This window comes from Candidatus Thiodubiliella endoseptemdiera, from assembly GCF_964212635.1.
GTDB lineage: Bacteria > Pseudomonadota > Gammaproteobacteria > PS1 > Pseudothioglobaceae > Thiodubiliella > Thiodubiliella endoseptemdiera.
On sequence record NZ_OZ156463.1, the window covers coordinates 550,155 to 563,875 of the forward strand.

General features: G+C 38.9%; 16 protein-coding genes and 1 CRISPR repeat array (1 of these 17 only partly in view). Of the genes, 11 read left to right on the top strand and 5 right to left on the bottom strand.

Features of this window, described 5'->3' with window-relative positions:
• The 10 genes from xseA (at window position 1) to AB8525_RS02930 (ending at window position 7,985) form a co-directional block, all read left to right on the top strand.
• Window positions 1–1,431 (top strand): exodeoxyribonuclease VII large subunit, encoded by a 1,431-nt coding sequence (gene xseA / locus AB8525_RS02885; RefSeq protein WP_369178483.1) that lies wholly within the window; start codon window positions 1–3, stop codon window positions 1,429–1,431.
• Window positions 1,418–2,248: a peptidoglycan DD-metalloendopeptidase family protein gene (locus AB8525_RS02890; RefSeq protein ID WP_369178484.1), complete on the top strand. Its 831-nt coding sequence runs from the start codon at window positions 1,418–1,420 to the stop codon at window positions 2,246–2,248. The genes xseA and AB8525_RS02890 overlap by 14 nt, the downstream gene beginning before the upstream one ends.
• Window positions 2,248–2,652, top strand: coding sequence for an RDD family protein (locus tag AB8525_RS02895; protein ID WP_369152470.1), 405 nt, complete (start codon window positions 2,248–2,250; stop codon window positions 2,650–2,652). Before AB8525_RS02890 ends, AB8525_RS02895 begins: the two co-directional genes overlap by 1 nt.
• Window positions 2,652–2,963: a septum formation initiator family protein gene (locus AB8525_RS02900; RefSeq protein WP_369178486.1), complete on the top strand. Its 312-nt coding sequence runs from the start codon at window positions 2,652–2,654 to the stop codon at window positions 2,961–2,963. The genes AB8525_RS02895 and AB8525_RS02900 overlap by 1 nt, the downstream gene beginning before the upstream one ends.
• Window positions 2,956–3,648, top strand: coding sequence for a 2-C-methyl-D-erythritol 4-phosphate cytidylyltransferase (ispD, locus tag AB8525_RS02905; protein WP_369178488.1), 693 nt, complete (start codon window positions 2,956–2,958; stop codon window positions 3,646–3,648). The genes AB8525_RS02900 and ispD overlap by 8 nt, the downstream gene beginning before the upstream one ends.
• Window positions 3,645–4,127 carry a 2-C-methyl-D-erythritol 2,4-cyclodiphosphate synthase gene (ispF, locus tag AB8525_RS02910; RefSeq protein ID WP_369178490.1) on the top strand — a complete coding sequence of 161 codons (483 nt, stop codon included), beginning with the start codon at window positions 3,645–3,647 and terminating at the stop codon, window positions 4,125–4,127. The genes ispD and ispF overlap by 4 nt, the downstream gene beginning before the upstream one ends.
• Window positions 4,120–5,526, top strand: coding sequence for a UDP-N-acetylmuramate--L-alanine ligase (gene murC / locus AB8525_RS02915; protein WP_369178492.1), 1,407 nt, complete (start codon window positions 4,120–4,122; stop codon window positions 5,524–5,526). The genes ispF and murC overlap by 8 nt, the downstream gene beginning before the upstream one ends.
• Window positions 5,523–6,356: a UDP-N-acetylmuramate dehydrogenase gene (murB, locus tag AB8525_RS02920; RefSeq protein ID WP_369178494.1), complete on the top strand. Its 834-nt coding sequence runs from the start codon at window positions 5,523–5,525 to the stop codon at window positions 6,354–6,356. Before murC ends, murB begins: the two co-directional genes overlap by 4 nt.
• Window positions 6,353–7,234, top strand: a complete 882-nt coding sequence (locus AB8525_RS02925; RefSeq protein WP_369178496.1) for a D-alanine--D-alanine ligase — start codon at window positions 6,353–6,355, stop codon at window positions 7,232–7,234. Before murB ends, AB8525_RS02925 begins: the two co-directional genes overlap by 4 nt.
• Window positions 7,235–7,340: 106 nt before the next feature.
• The gene (locus AB8525_RS02930; protein ID WP_369178498.1) at window positions 7,341–7,985 is read left to right on the top strand and encodes a cell division protein FtsQ/DivIB; all 645 of its coding nucleotides are present in this window, start codon (window positions 7,341–7,343) and stop codon (window positions 7,983–7,985) included.
• On the opposite strand, the gene AB8525_RS02935 is transcribed toward AB8525_RS02930, so the two are convergent.
• From AB8525_RS02935 to AB8525_RS02955, 5 genes are read right to left on the bottom strand one after another with little or no spacing between them, the layout of a single operon-like run.
• A complete protein-coding gene (locus tag AB8525_RS02935; protein WP_369178500.1) occupies window positions 7,960–8,670 on the bottom strand; it encodes a hypothetical protein in 711 nt (236 codons plus the stop codon). The genes AB8525_RS02930 and AB8525_RS02935 overlap by 26 nt on opposite strands.
• Window position 8,671: 1 nt before the next feature.
• Window positions 8,672–8,821 (bottom strand): hypothetical protein, encoded by a 150-nt coding sequence (locus AB8525_RS02940; RefSeq protein ID WP_369178502.1) that lies wholly within the window; start codon window positions 8,819–8,821, stop codon window positions 8,672–8,674.
• A 16-nt stretch (window positions 8,822–8,837) separates the two neighbouring features.
• On the bottom strand, window positions 8,838–10,469 hold the full coding sequence (locus AB8525_RS02945; RefSeq protein WP_369178504.1) for a LysM peptidoglycan-binding domain-containing protein: 1,632 nt from the start codon (window positions 10,467–10,469) through the stop codon (window positions 8,838–8,840).
• Window positions 10,445–10,753, bottom strand: coding sequence for a BolA family protein (locus AB8525_RS02950; RefSeq protein ID WP_369178505.1), 309 nt, complete (start codon window positions 10,751–10,753; stop codon window positions 10,445–10,447). Before AB8525_RS02950 ends, AB8525_RS02945 begins: the two co-directional genes overlap by 25 nt.
• Window positions 10,754–10,755: 2 nt before the next feature.
• A complete protein-coding gene (locus tag AB8525_RS02955; RefSeq protein ID WP_369178507.1) occupies window positions 10,756–11,766 on the bottom strand; it encodes a CDP-6-deoxy-delta-3,4-glucoseen reductase in 1,011 nt (336 codons plus the stop codon).
• 69 nt (window positions 11,767–11,835) lie between these two features.
• Between AB8525_RS02955 and miaA the strand changes: the two genes are divergently transcribed.
• Window positions 11,836–12,750 (top strand): tRNA (adenosine(37)-N6)-dimethylallyltransferase MiaA, encoded by a 915-nt coding sequence (gene miaA / locus AB8525_RS02960; protein WP_369178509.1) that lies wholly within the window; start codon window positions 11,836–11,838, stop codon window positions 12,748–12,750.
• Window positions 12,751–12,903: 153 nt separating this feature from the next.
• Window positions 12,904–13,721: direct repeats of the CRISPR family, unit length 37 nt; unit sequence GTTTCAGTTGCTGGTTGTTTAGGTTATGATGTGCTGG (it continues 2,224 nt past the right edge of the window).

The following is a 13,721-nucleotide window of genomic DNA, read 5'->3' on the forward strand; positions in this document are numbered from 1 at the left end:
ATGAAAAGTTCTTTGGCAATTTCCCAGGTTGATTTCAATATTGATGAAATTTATTCAATTTCTGATTTTTTGTCGCTGTGTAAATCTACCATTGAAAACAATGTGCCGACTTGTTGGCTTAAAGGTGAGATTTCGAATTTATCCCGCCCTGCGTCGGGACATTGGTATTTTTCTTTAAAAGATGAACGAGGACAGGTGCGTTGTGCATTGTTTCGTTTGAGTCAACGCAATATTCAGTTTAATCCAGAAAATGGGATGGCGGTGTTGGTTCAAGCGGTGCCAACACTGTATGAGCAACGAGGCGATTTTCAATTGATTGTGCGTCATATTGAGCCTGTGGGTGTGGGTAATTTGCAGGCTGCGTTTGAGCAATTGAAGGCGAAATTGCGTGGTGAAGGTTTGTTTGATGCGCAACATAAAAAGCCCTTGCCAATAGAAGTTAAAACGATTGGTGTGATTTCTTCGTCAAATGGTGCCGTGATTAGAGACATCATTAAGGTGCTGAATAAACGCTACCCATTTTCTGAAATATTACTGTTTGATTGCGTGGTGCAAGGCGAAGGCTCGGCTGAAAAATTGTCTCAGGCAATTTATGCAGCGGACAAATCTGCACGCTGTGATGTGTTGATTTTGGCGCGTGGTGGTGGTTCATTAGAGGACTTGTGGGCATTCAATGAAGAGGTATTGGCTAGAGCCGTATTTGCTGCCAAAACTCCAATTATCAGTGCAATTGGACACGAAACTGATACCACAATTACCGACTTTGTTGCAGATATACGGGCGCCAACACCCAGTGCAGCGGCGATGATGGCAACGCCTGATAGGTTGGAGTTGCTGTCGAAACTCGACAAGTTGCATCGCCATTTATTGCAACGCACACAGCAAACTTTGGGCGATTGTCAAACGCAACTCAATCAGTTGGACTTGAATACATTCGGTTTTAACCGGCAACTGAATGTATTTTCACAAAGGCTGGATGAGTTGAATAAACGCTTAAGTTCTCAACTTAAAACAGCATTAAATTTAAATCAAAGTAAATTAAACACCCTATCAGAGCAGCTCAAACAACATTCGCCCAATATGAATATTGTGCACAAACAGCAACTCAATCAGTTGGTAAAAATACAGTTAAATAATGCCATTCAACGCCATATTACTCAGCAACAATTGAATTTATCTAGCCTAAGTCAGCAACTGAAAAAATCCATTGATAGCTTGCTTAAGCAGCAAAAATACGGCCTTGCCAAACATACTGCAGGGCTTGAACATCTGTCGCCCTTAGCCACACTTTCTCGAGGTTATAGCATCTCAATGCTGGAAGATAATCAGGTGTTAGACTCAACGACTAAGGTTAAAATAGGCACTTCAATCATCACTCGATTAAGTGATGGAAAAATTCATTCTCAGGTCAAAAAAATTGAAAAAAATTAGCCTTTTATTACTGTTATTGTCCCATTTTGCATGGGCGAGTATCCCTGTTCAGCACACGCCCTACCCTGGTGGAATTGCGGTGTTTGATTTTGAGACTACTCACAGCAATCCAAAAGCGTTTTATCGCACCGTGCCTTTATACACGCAACACATTGAGGGCAATCATTGGCAGGTGTTATTAGGCATTCCGCTATTAGAAAAGGCGGGTAAAAAATCCATTACTATTCAAGATTTTTCTACCCGAACCTTGGATGTTGAAATTAAAATAATCAAAAATAAGCCTGTCAAACAGAATATTAAACTCAAAGGTAAAAATAAAAAATATGTCGATCCTAATGCTGCACATATGGACCGAATCAAAAAAGAGCGTGTTATTTTAGGTAAAACTAGACTGTTCTTTTCCGACAAAACCTTATCTAATGGTGTATTTATACGCCCTGTTCTTGGTGTTATTACCAGTCCTTTTGGTGTCAAACGCCTTTATAATGGGCAACCAAGAAACCCACATACAGGAATAGACTATGCTGGTGCTACTGGCACACCAATCAAAGCACCCGCAGATGGCAAAGTAATTTTATCAGGTCAATATTTCTTTAATGGTAATACAATTTTTTTGGACCACGGACAAGGCTTGATTAGCGTTTATATCCATATGGATAAACGCATCGCTAAACAAGGGAAAATGGTGAAAAAAGGTGAAACCATCGGCACTATTGGGCAAACAGGACGGGCAACAGGGCCTCATTTACATTGGGGTGTTTATCTTAATCGCACTACCGTTCATCCTAATTTATTAATGGGAAAATCAGTATTATAATGCAATCAGATGTTTCTTTATTCCGTAGATTAGGGGCAATTAGTTACGATATATTTTTGGCTTTTTCATTGGTATTTTTTATTGTTGGTGTTTTACTTATTGCATTTTTTGAAAAGCAAGCACAGACAGAGACTTGGATGTTTTTTGTTTCTTTAGTCACTATTTATTTCTACTTTACTTGGTCGTGGACACAGGGTGGACAAACTTTGGGAATGAAGGCTTGGAAGTTTCACATAACCCAAAGAAATGGCGAACCTATTACCCATAAACAAGCTTTGATACGCTTTGTTTTAGCCATTGTGTCATTTTCTACAGCGGGGCTTGGCTTTATTTACCAATTATTTGACAAGAATAATCTCGCTTTGCACGATAAATTTTCAAACACGCATTTAATGAAAAATTGATGAATGCTTTACAAAAATTTTTCAATCGCTATTGGATTACCATCGTGCTTATTATCGTCTTAGCAATACTTATTCGTCAAAATTTTTTAGTCAATAACTTTCCTTTTTCACTCATCAAAAAGCAAGCGATTATTGACCAAAGTATTCGGCATAATGAATTATTAAAACAACAAAATGCAATCACCTTTCTTAAATTACAAGCCAATAATGCTGTTGATATGGAAGTGTTAGAATCTCAAGCGCGTTATCGTTTTGGCTTGGTTAAAAAAGGTGAACACTATTATCAAATCAGTGAGTCAATTGATGAATAATCAACATTTTCTTATTGTTCCTGCTAGTGGCATTGGTGAACGGATGAACACCAAGCTGCCAAAACAATATCTTAAATTGGACAATGGGTTAACGGTGCTTGACCAAACTTTGAAAACTTTACTCAATATTGAACAAATCAAAGGCTGCGTGGTTGCCATTGCTGAAAATGATACTGAGTTTACAAACTCAGCATTTGCCAACCACGATAAACTGCTTGCCACTGCTGCTGGTGGCAAAGCGCGTTTTCATTCGGTGTTATCAGCACTCAACACTCTACGCCCTTTTGCCAAAGATGAGGATTGGGTGTTAGTCCACGATGCGGCTCGACCTTGCGTAAAAGCAAGTGATGTTATTCATTTAATTGAGCAACTGAAAAATCATCCTGTTGGCGGATTGCTGGCGGTAAAAATGGTGGATACGATTAAAAAATCCAGTAATACCGTGGTTGAAAAAACAATCGATAGATCGTTACTTTGGCAAGCACAAACGCCCCAAATGTATCGTTTTGGTGTATTATTCAAGGCATTGAAAAATGTGGTAAAAAATAATTTAACCATCACTGATGAAGCCAGCAGTATTGAGTACTTGGGATTGGAATCGGTGTTGGTACCTAGTAGTAAAAGCAATTTAAAAATAACCACGGCAGAAGATTTAGATTTAGCAAACTTCTATTTAAAAATATGATAAAAACAGGAATTGGGCAAGATTCTCACGCTTTTGATACTGATAACAGTAAATCTCTGGTGTTGGGTGGTGTAACTTTTGACCATCCACAAGGATTAAAAGGCAATAGTGATGCTGATGTGGTTTTGCACTCGCTTACCAATGCAATTTCTTCGGTAACGGGCAAAAATATTATTGGTGTTAAAGCCGATGAACTTTGTCAACAAGGTATTACTGATAGTGCAGAATACTTAAAACTTGCTATGCTGGATTTGGCAGATTTGGGTAATTGGAAAATTACCCATATTGCCATTGCCATTGAGTGTTTAGTACCAAAGATTTCACCCAATATAGAAGCGCTCAAATCCAATATCGCCAATCTAACTAATGTTAACGCCAAAGAGGTCGGCATTACCGCCACCACAGGTGAAGGCTTAACGGCTTTTGGCAGAGGTGAAGGTATTCAAGTATTTACTATCATTACGATTGCATATGAATAATTTATTACCTGCTTTCAGTTCTCGAATTAAGAAAATCCATTTTATTGGCATTGGTGGTTCGGGTATGAGTGGGATTGCCGAAGTATTGCACAATCTTGGCTATCAAATTTCAGGTTCTGACCTTAATCAGAGTTCTGTTACGAAGCGTTTGGAAAAATTGGGCTGTAAAATTTTTAACCAACATCATCAAAATAATCTACAAAAAGTGGATGCAGTGGTGGTTTCTAGTGCAATTAGTAGCAAAAATTCAGAAATAATTGAAGCAAGAAAAACCCATATTCCTATTGTTCCCAGAGCGGAAATGTTAGCAGAAATCATGCGTTTTCGTTTTGGTATTGCTGTGGCTGGTACTCATGGAAAAACCACCACTACCAGCTTAATTACGCACATTTTAAACACAGCCAAATTAGACCCAACTTATATTATTGGCGGTATTTTGAATTCAAGTGGCATCAATGCAAAACTCGGTGAAAGCGATTATTTAGTCGCTGAAGCCGATGAATCTGACGCATCTTTCTTATTATTGCAGCCGATGTTGAGCGTCATTACCAACATCGACCAAGACCATATGAGTACCTATGACAACGACTACAATAAATTAGAAGGCGCCTTTGTCAATTTCACCGCCAATCTGCCTTTTTACGGTGCCTGCGTATTGTGTGCAGATGATGCAGGGGTTAAAGGTATATTGAAAAAAATTACTCGCCCTGTTATCACTTATGGTTTTACTGATGGCGTTGATATTCAGGCGTTTAATGTCGGTCAAATCGAACGAAAAATGTACTTTGAAGTTAAATGTGCGGCACTTGCCATACGCTCTTTTAAAGTTGAATTAAATGGCATTGGCAAGCATAATATTCTCAATACTTTGGCCGCAATTGGTGTGGCTCGTGAATTGGGTATTGATATTAAAATTATTCAAACTGCATTAAAGAGTTTTGGTGGGGTCGCCCGTCGTCTTGATTTTCATGGTACGCTTACTATTGACGACAAGCAGGTGCTTTTATTTGATGATTACGGACACCACCCTAACGAAATTAAAGCCGTATTTGAAAGTCTGAAAGACACCTATAAAGACAGGCGACTGGTGGTAATTTTCCAACCACATCGCTACACAAGAACGCGGGATTTATTTGATGATTTTTCTAACGCCTTGTCCAAAGTAGATGTTTTGATTTTACTGGATATTTACCCTGCAAACGAACGCCCCATTGCCAACATCAACTCAAGCACACTCGCAAACAGCATCCGTCAGCGTTCAACACTTAATCCTATCGTGGTTAAAGACACAGGCGAAGTTCTCAAGGTCTTGCCCAATATTATCCAAAATGAGGATGTAATACTAACCCTTGGTGCAGGTAACATCCATTCTTTGGTCAATTTGCTCATCGAAAAATGATGTTGCATAATGAACCAATGCACAAACACTGCTCATTGCGTGCAGGTGGGACAGTAGATAATTTTTTCATTCCCGATACGATAAAAGCACTATCTGATTTTTTGAAAGACAATCAACAACCAATTTTAATGGTAGGGCTTGGTAGTAATTTATTGGTGCGTGATACTGGGTTTAAAGGCACTGCCATCAAACTTACGCACCTTAATCAATTAGAATTTAAAGACGATATTATCCATGCAGGTGCAGGGACAACATTGGCAAAATTGTCTCGATTTTGTGAATCTCATTCCCTAAATGGTGCTGAATTTTTAAGTGCCATCCCTGGTAATGTTGGTGGTGCATTGGCAATGAATGCAGGTGCCTTTGACTCTGAAATGTGGTCTGCTGTTGAATCTGTAACAACTGTCAACAATTTGGGTGAAGTCTTTACCCGTGATAAATCTGAATTTGATATTACATATAGATGCGTTGTGGCACACCAGCCAAATGAAATTTTTATTGGTGCTAGTTTACAGTTTTTACAAACTGAAAAACAAAATGATATCAAAGCCCTGCTAAAAAAACGCAACAACGCTCAACCCATTGGATTGCCTAATTGTGGCTCTGTTTTTAAAAATCCGCAAGGGCATTATGCAGCAAAACTCATCGAAAATAGTGATTTAAAAGGGTTTTGCATCGGTGGTGCTTGTGTGTCTGATAAACACGCCAACTTTATTATCAATCAAAATAACGCCACAACAAATGAGATTGAAAATCTCATCAAACACATTCAACAAACCGTCCAATCTAACTTTGGTATTAATTTAGAAACTGAAGTAGTAATACTATGATTGCGGTGCTAATGGGTGGCAACTCAGCCGAAAGAGAAGTTTCTTTAAACAGTGGAAATGCTGTTTACGATGCTCTAAAAAATCAAGGCGTTGAGTGCTTTAAATTTAATTGGCATGGCAATAATCTTGCCAAACTTTGGGTGCAGGATTTTGACAAGGCTTTTATTGTTTTGCACGGTCGTGGTGGCGAAGATGGCTATATTCAACGACAATTAGAGCAACATAATATTGCCTACACAGGCTCAAATGCCATAGCTTCCCAGCAGTGCATGAACAAAGCCACTACCAAAGATATTTGGCAACAGCATAATTTACCATTATCCTCTTCTATTTTGGTAAAAGTTGGACAACAAACTCCTAATATTAATTTTCCATTGCCTTGGGCAGTGAAGCCAATTCTTGAAGGCTCAAGTGTGGGTATTAGCAAAGTAGAAACTACTGAAGCATTAAATAAAGCACTTGAATTGGCTTGGCAATATGATGAAATTGCATTAGTTGAGCAATGGATTGAAGGAAGTGAATACACCGTTGCCATCCTCAATGGAAAACCCTTACCGGTGATTCAAATTAAAATCAATCAAGGTTTTTACGATTATGAATCCAAATATCTTTCTAATGACACGCAATATTTATGCCCTTGCGGTCTGTCAAATGCTGATGAAAAAGAACTACAAAAAATCGCTATGCAAGCATTTACAGCCATGGGGGCAAAAACTTGGGGGCGTGTTGATTTTATTTTAGATAGGGACAACACCCCTTATTTATTAGAAATTAATACCGTGCCTGGCATGACTTCTCACTCATTAATGCCAATGGCTGCTCAAGCACAAGGTATTAGTTTTGACGCCTTAGTTTTAGCAATTCTAAATAATGAATAAAAAAAATAAACGCTACAATAAGCGTCAAAAAACGACTACCCAACGACTAATGCCTGTCGCTAAAATTCTTACTATTTTTTTTACGATAAGTCTTACTCTGTGGGGAATGACAAAAATCAAGGATATTGATTCTTTAAAAACTGCCTTTAAATGGCAAATTGATAGTAGTTTGCCAATTACTCAAGCCGAACTCGAAAAAAAGATACAGCCTTTGATTAAAGACAAAAACTTATTGAATTTAGTGGAAATTAAACACCTGCTGGAAAGTGAGCCCTGGATTGCTACAGCACAAGTTAAACGCTCATTTTTCAATACAGTGAAAATCAATATTGAAACTCAACAGATTGCAATGCGTTGGGAAAATACAGATTGTAAAATGAAAAGCACGCCTAATTGCTCAGGATATATTTCCAATACTGGCGCACTATTTATCCCTAAAAAACAGGTGAAATCTGATGTTGTATTGGCACGCTCTAAGGCGGACAAAGCCAGTATCGCCCAACTGTATCAGGACTATCTAATCTACCAAAATGCTACCAAAAAACGCATTAAATCTTTCTCAAGAACACATATTGATAAATTGGTATTTGAACCCAATATTAAAGTGGTGTTGGGCTATCAGCAAAAACAACAACGATTGGTAAGATTTTTGAAGGTTTATGCAAAGCTCAGGAAAAAAATTGCAAAAAAGAAACTCAACCGAGCTACTTTTGATATGCGTTACCCTAAGGGGTTTTCCGTGAAGTGGTAATTAATTGATGGCACAATGTCAATGTAATCGCACTCCAATAAAACACCAGTACTCTCGCCACCCATTCCACACTCGCACCTAAACCTATCAGATTGGATAAAGTGGTAAATAATAGCACTACCAATATCGGTACAATTACTTGTAAAAAGAATAAATTCATATGTGTAGGAAATGATAAACCCCAACGATATTTAGAAGGGTTGCCAACCGCAATATTAACAAAATTCAGCGTAATTGGCACAATTAGAAAAGACATAATAAACTGCAATATCAACAGATTGGTAAGCACCAATGGCACAATGCTAACCATCCCCACTAGTAGCGTCAAACCAACAAAACGCACGATTTTACCTAAGTCAAACACAGGCATAATACCCACAGATTGACCACCCAAAGCAACCAAACGATATAAACCAATAGACAAAGAAATATTGCCATACAAAAACAAAATAAAATAAATACTGATGTTATCGGGCAGTGTAATTTCAGGCAACGGGGTATCGGGCTTTGCTTGCTCCAAGGCTAAAAACACTTGCTTGATGATGGCTAATAATTCGGGCATTGTCATCATTAACGGTAAAGAAATCAAGAAAGGAATGAGTGAAATTTCCAATATTTTCTTCCAATGCGTCATTGTAAAAGCAAAACCTGCGATAAAAATTTTATTAATAGGTAATTGATTCATTTTATTTGAGACCTTTGCATAAATAGGGATGATTAGAAAAATAACAGATTTTATTAAATTGGAAATTTTTTAAATCCACTCCTAGCAGGGCTAAGGGTGTTTTTAAAAAGTTTGTAATTTGATGAAAGATGGCGTTTTGATGATTATTCATATTTATGCAAAGGTCTCTATTTAACAATAGGTTTAATAATTTTCAGTTTTCTGCCAATTTTAAGCGGCTTGTTGGTAGGTAATTTATTCCACTTGCGTAACTGCGAAACACGCACACCAAACTTATGTGCAATCACTGACAAACTATCACCACTGCGAATACGATAAGAAATTGTTCGCTTAACATTAACCCCAGTTTTAGTGAGATTTTTTAGCTTGGACGCCTTAATTTTTTGCACCTGCCAAATGTCTAATTTTTGCCCAATTTGCAAGCCTTTTTTTGCATTAGACAAATGATTCCATTTAATCATACTATCGACAGGCACATCATAGCGTTTCGATATCACCCATAAACTTTCACCTTTGGCAACAATATGAGTCATTTTCTTACCGTGTTTTTTACTGCTAAATCTCTGTGCCGTGCGCTGCTCTTTGGACAGTGAATAATAATCTTTGGCTTTTCTCGGAATTGGAATAATAATTTTTTGCCCAAGTTTAATGTGAGAGCCTTTGATGTTATTGATACTCTTAATATAGGCAACTGATGAATTAAATTTCTTTGCCAATCGGTTTAAACTATCACCCGATTTAATCGTATAACGCTTATAACGCAACTGGTTTTGCTTCGGATAACTCGCACGCGCTTTTTTAAATTCTGCCACTTTTTGAATCGGTAATAACAACTCATAACGCGTCGTATCTGGTGTCGCCCAACGATTTAAATCAGGATTAAATGTATAAATCTCATCTAAACTCAGCCCTGTCCATTCAGAAATCAGCGACAAATCTAACTGCGAATAAATAAACACTGATTCAAGTTGTGGCTTACTAGTAATAGGGGTGATGGTTTGACCATATTTCTTTGGATTTTTAATCAACTCTACCACTGCCAACAATCTCGGCACATAACCTCGCGTTTCTGCAGGCAGTGAAATATTCCAAAAATCGGCTTTTCTACCTTTGGCTTTGTTTTTTTTCACTGCCCTTTGCACCCTGCCTGGTCCTGAATTGTAACTGGCAATTGCCAACAACCAGTCACCTTTAAACAAAGTATGTAAATTCTTCAAATAAAGAACGGCTGCACGCGTGGAACGAATAACACTGCGTCGTTCATCTACCCAATAATTTTTCTTAAGCCCATATAACTTGCCCGTATCGGGGATAAATTGCCACAAACCCGACGCCGTGCCATGCGAATAAGAAAACGGATAATAAGCCGACTCAATAATCGGCAACAATGCTAACTCAATCGGCAAACCCGCTTTTTCCACCTCCTGAGCCACAAGATACAAATATGGCCCTGCGCGTTTGGTCACACGAGTGAGATAATCAGGATTGTCCTTAAACCATTTAATATGCCAATATATATCTCTATGATTACGCGCCTTGAGCGTATTGCCCTTGGAAATATAGCGCCATAAATCTTCTTCACCTGCTTCTAAAGGTGCGGGTTTGGCAATTAGTGTTACCGTTTTTTTACTGGATACAAATGACTTAGGCTTTGTAAGGGTTGTTGATACCGCAGATACAGAGATGGCTGGTGTCGCAGGCTTGATAAAACTGCTAATAGCGTCCTGTAATACACAGCCATTCAGCAATAAAAATAACAGTAATATTAAAATTCTTAAGATTTTGATCCCCCTGCACATTGCGGTGAAGCAGGCACACTGTTTTTCATTTCCCACTCACTTGGCGTATAAGTATGCATTGCTAAGGCGTGAATATGCGTCAATTCTGCTTTAAATAATTGATTGATAAAACGATGTCTGTCAATCAATTTTTTATCCGTAAATTCATCACTCACTACGATTAATTTAAAATGTGATTCAGTCGCAGGACCTGAATGGTTAGCAGATTCATTCATTACCTCTAAATGCGTTGGACTCAATGCCATGGTCAATTGCTCAGTTAAATGTTGTTGCATATTACTCATTATTATTTCTCCTTAGTGTAAGCAAAAACAAAGGCATCTGAAAAGAAATTATCCTTAATCATCCCCTGTGCCACAAAAGTATTGGCAGCAGATTTCACCATTGCTGGTGGGCCACAAGCATAAACCTCATAACCCGTTAAATCCTCAAAATCCGCTAATACGCACTCATGCACAAAGCCTGTCCTCCCCTGCCACACCTCATTCGATTCTGATAAAACTGGCACAAAATGGATATTATCATATGTCTCTGCCCACTGCTGTGGCAAGTCCATATACAAATCTCGTTCACTGCGAACACCCCAGTAAATATAAATCTGTCGGTTTAATTTTATTGCTACGGCGTGCTCAACAATGGATTTTATCGGTCCAAATCCTGTGCCACCTGCCACCAAAATTACGGGCTTTTTACTCTCTTCTCTAAAGAAAAAATCGCCTTTCGGCCCTTCCAGTTTCAATAAAGATTTTTCCTCCATTTTATTAAACACAAAATGGGTAAATTTACCCCCTTCCACCAAACGCACATGCAACTCAATCAAACTGGCATTCGTCGGTGCATTGGCAATAGAAAACGCACGGGGCTCAAAATCAGGATGAATTAAATCGATATACTGCCCTGCAAAATATTGCAACGACTCAGCCCCAGGGATTTTCAACATCACTTGTGCCACATCGTGATTAAGATGCTTGATACTTTGCACTTTGCACGGCAATGACTTAACCTCAATATCCGCCAAACTATCCAACTCCTGCACCACAAGCGATACATCAGACTTCGCATAACACTGGCACAACAACGCCATTCCTTCTGCCGCTTCCTCAGGTGTAATGCCATTCGGAACATCCCCATCATAACTCACTTCGCCTTCAATAATCGTCGCCTTGCACTTGCCACAAAAGCCTTTTTGACACCCATATGGAAAATTTAAACCGTGAATTAATGCATCATCTAAAATTGAGTCATCACCCTGGGTTCTAAATATTTTGCCTGTTGCTTGATTTTCGATTGTAAACATTATTTATGTCTAATAAATTTAATAGCATTATTATAATGTAGGTTACACTCAATTAAACTTAGTAATTAAATGTCAATTCAAGCCAATACCGTCATATTTTTAATGGGTCCCACCGCCTCAGGAAAAACCGACCTAGCGATTAAATTATCACAACAATTCCCAACCCGTCTTATCAGCGTTGATTCTGCCCTAATTTACAAAGGCATGGACATCGGCACCGCCAAACCCGACGCTGAAACACTAAAAAAATACCCTCACCATTTAATCAATATCTGCAATCCCGAAGAACCTTACTCAGCACATGATTTTACTAAAGATGCCAAAGCACAAATAAAAATCGCCTTTGAAAAAGGCGAAACCCCAATTTTAGTCGGTGGCACCTCCTTTTATTTCAACGCATTAGAACACGGGCTCTCCACCCTGCCAGAATCCACCCCAGAATCCAGAGAGAAATTCAACCAACTTTTACGAAAAAAAGGTGTTGCCGCCCTACACCACGATTTAGAAAAAATAGACCCCAAATCTGCTCAACGCATTCACCCAAATGACGCTCAACGCATCACCCGAGCCTTAGAAGTCTTTGACATCAGCAAAAAAACCCTCAGCCAACTCCAAGGCAACAAACAAGCAGGATTAATTTTCCCCATCAAAAAAATCATCCTCATGCCACCCCGCCCCGAACTCCACGCAAGAATTAAACGCCGATTTTTATCAATGATAGACAACGGTTTTTTAACCGAAGTTAAAACCCTAAAAACCAACCCAAATCTACACCCAGACCTACCTGCCATCCGCTGCGTCGGCTATCGCCAAGCGTGGCAATACCTCAACAACAAAATCAACCTAGAAGAAATGATAGACCAAGCCATCATCGCCACCCGCCAACTCTGTAAACGCCAAAGCACTTGGCTAAGAAGCGAAAAAGATGCTCTGACTTTAGAAACTCCCGATATTGCAAAGGCACTTGAATTTTTAGAAAAATAAATTACTTTAAGACTGGAATACCATAATACTACACCCTTACACCCCAAAGAAACATCCAGATTAGGCTCAATATTATAGACCCCTTCCTCTCTTTAGCCTGATTGTAATGGTTCAATAAAAAGGAAGTTGTTTTAACTGTTGAGTTTCAGTTTCGTTTCAGTTGCTGGTTGTTTAGGTTATGATGTGCTGGAACGAACGAACGCCCGCCGAACGAACGGAGCCGCTAGTTTCAGTTGCTGGTTGTTTAGGTTATGATGTGCTGGAGCAAGCCAAGCAATGGCCGATCAATACCAGATGGTTTCAGTTGCTGGTTGTTTAGGTTATGATGTGCTGGTAAAGGATAAAGAATTCATCAGTTTGAGTTATTTGTTTCAGTTGCTGGTTGTTTAGGTTATGATGTGCTGGTAATTACATCAGCGATATGCCCTTGACCTACGCAGTTTCAGTTGCTGGTTGTTTAGGTTATGATGTGCTGGTTCCGCGTAGTAAAGTGTCCATTGATTGGTGGTGGTTTCAGTTGCTGGTTGTTTAGGTTATGCTGGGACTTTGAACTTTTGGTCGGAGGATTTCCTTGTCGTTTCAGTTGCTGGTTGTTTAGGTTATGATGTGCTGGCGTTGTGTTCTAACCCAGTCTGTATTAGGTCTGGTTTCAGTTGCTGGTTGTTTAGGTTATGATGTGCTGGCATCCCAGTTAGTAATATCTTGATTGAAAGATGGTTTCAGTTGCTGGTTGTTTAGGTTATGATGTGCTGGTTGCTAATAGTTTTCTTGTTTCAGAGGTAGATGAAGTTTCAGTTGCTGGTTGTTTAGGTTATGATGTGCTGGAGACCCTCCTCCTGATGATATGTAAAGATTAATCTCGTTTCAGTTGCTGGTTGTTTAGGTTATGATGTGCTGGATATTCGATTTTACGGGTTATTAACTCATTTGCTAGTTTCAGTTGCTGGTTGTTTAGGTTATGATGTGCTGGT

What these genes read in the sequence shown, in the direction of transcription:
- xseA (WP_369178483.1), top strand. Translation starts at nt 1, where the DNA reads ATGAAAAGTTCTTTGGCAATTTCCCAGGTTGATTTCAATATTGATGAA.
- AB8525_RS02895 (WP_369152470.1), top strand. Translation starts at nt 2,248, where the DNA reads ATGCAATCAGATGTTTCTTTATTCCGTAGATTAGGGGCAATTAGTTAC.
- AB8525_RS02900 (WP_369178486.1), top strand. Translation starts at nt 2,652, where the DNA reads ATGAATGCTTTACAAAAATTTTTCAATCGCTATTGGATTACCATCGTG.
- ispD (WP_369178488.1), top strand. Translation starts at nt 2,956, where the DNA reads ATGAATAATCAACATTTTCTTATTGTTCCTGCTAGTGGCATTGGTGAA.
- ispF (WP_369178490.1), top strand. Translation starts at nt 3,645, where the DNA reads ATGATAAAAACAGGAATTGGGCAAGATTCTCACGCTTTTGATACTGAT.
- murC (WP_369178492.1), top strand. Translation starts at nt 4,120, where the DNA reads ATGAATAATTTATTACCTGCTTTCAGTTCTCGAATTAAGAAAATCCAT.
- murB (WP_369178494.1), top strand. Translation starts at nt 5,523, where the DNA reads ATGATGTTGCATAATGAACCAATGCACAAACACTGCTCATTGCGTGCA.
- AB8525_RS02925 (WP_369178496.1), top strand. Translation starts at nt 6,353, where the DNA reads ATGATTGCGGTGCTAATGGGTGGCAACTCAGCCGAAAGAGAAGTTTCT.
- AB8525_RS02930 (WP_369178498.1), top strand. Translation starts at nt 7,341, where the DNA reads ATGACAAAAATCAAGGATATTGATTCTTTAAAAACTGCCTTTAAATGG.
- AB8525_RS02935 (WP_369178500.1), bottom strand. Translation starts at nt 8,670, where the DNA reads ATGAATCAATTACCTATTAATAAAATTTTTATCGCAGGTTTTGCTTTT.
- AB8525_RS02940 (WP_369178502.1), bottom strand. Translation starts at nt 8,821, where the DNA reads ATGAATAATCATCAAAACGCCATCTTTCATCAAATTACAAACTTTTTA.
- AB8525_RS02945 (WP_369178504.1), bottom strand. Translation starts at nt 10,469, where the DNA reads ATGTGCAGGGGGATCAAAATCTTAAGAATTTTAATATTACTGTTATTT.
- AB8525_RS02950 (WP_369178505.1), bottom strand. Translation starts at nt 10,753, where the DNA reads ATGAGTAATATGCAACAACATTTAACTGAGCAATTGACCATGGCATTG.
- AB8525_RS02955 (WP_369178507.1), bottom strand. Translation starts at nt 11,766, where the DNA reads ATGTTTACAATCGAAAATCAAGCAACAGGCAAAATATTTAGAACCCAG.
- miaA (WP_369178509.1), top strand. Translation starts at nt 11,836, where the DNA reads ATGTCAATTCAAGCCAATACCGTCATATTTTTAATGGGTCCCACCGCC.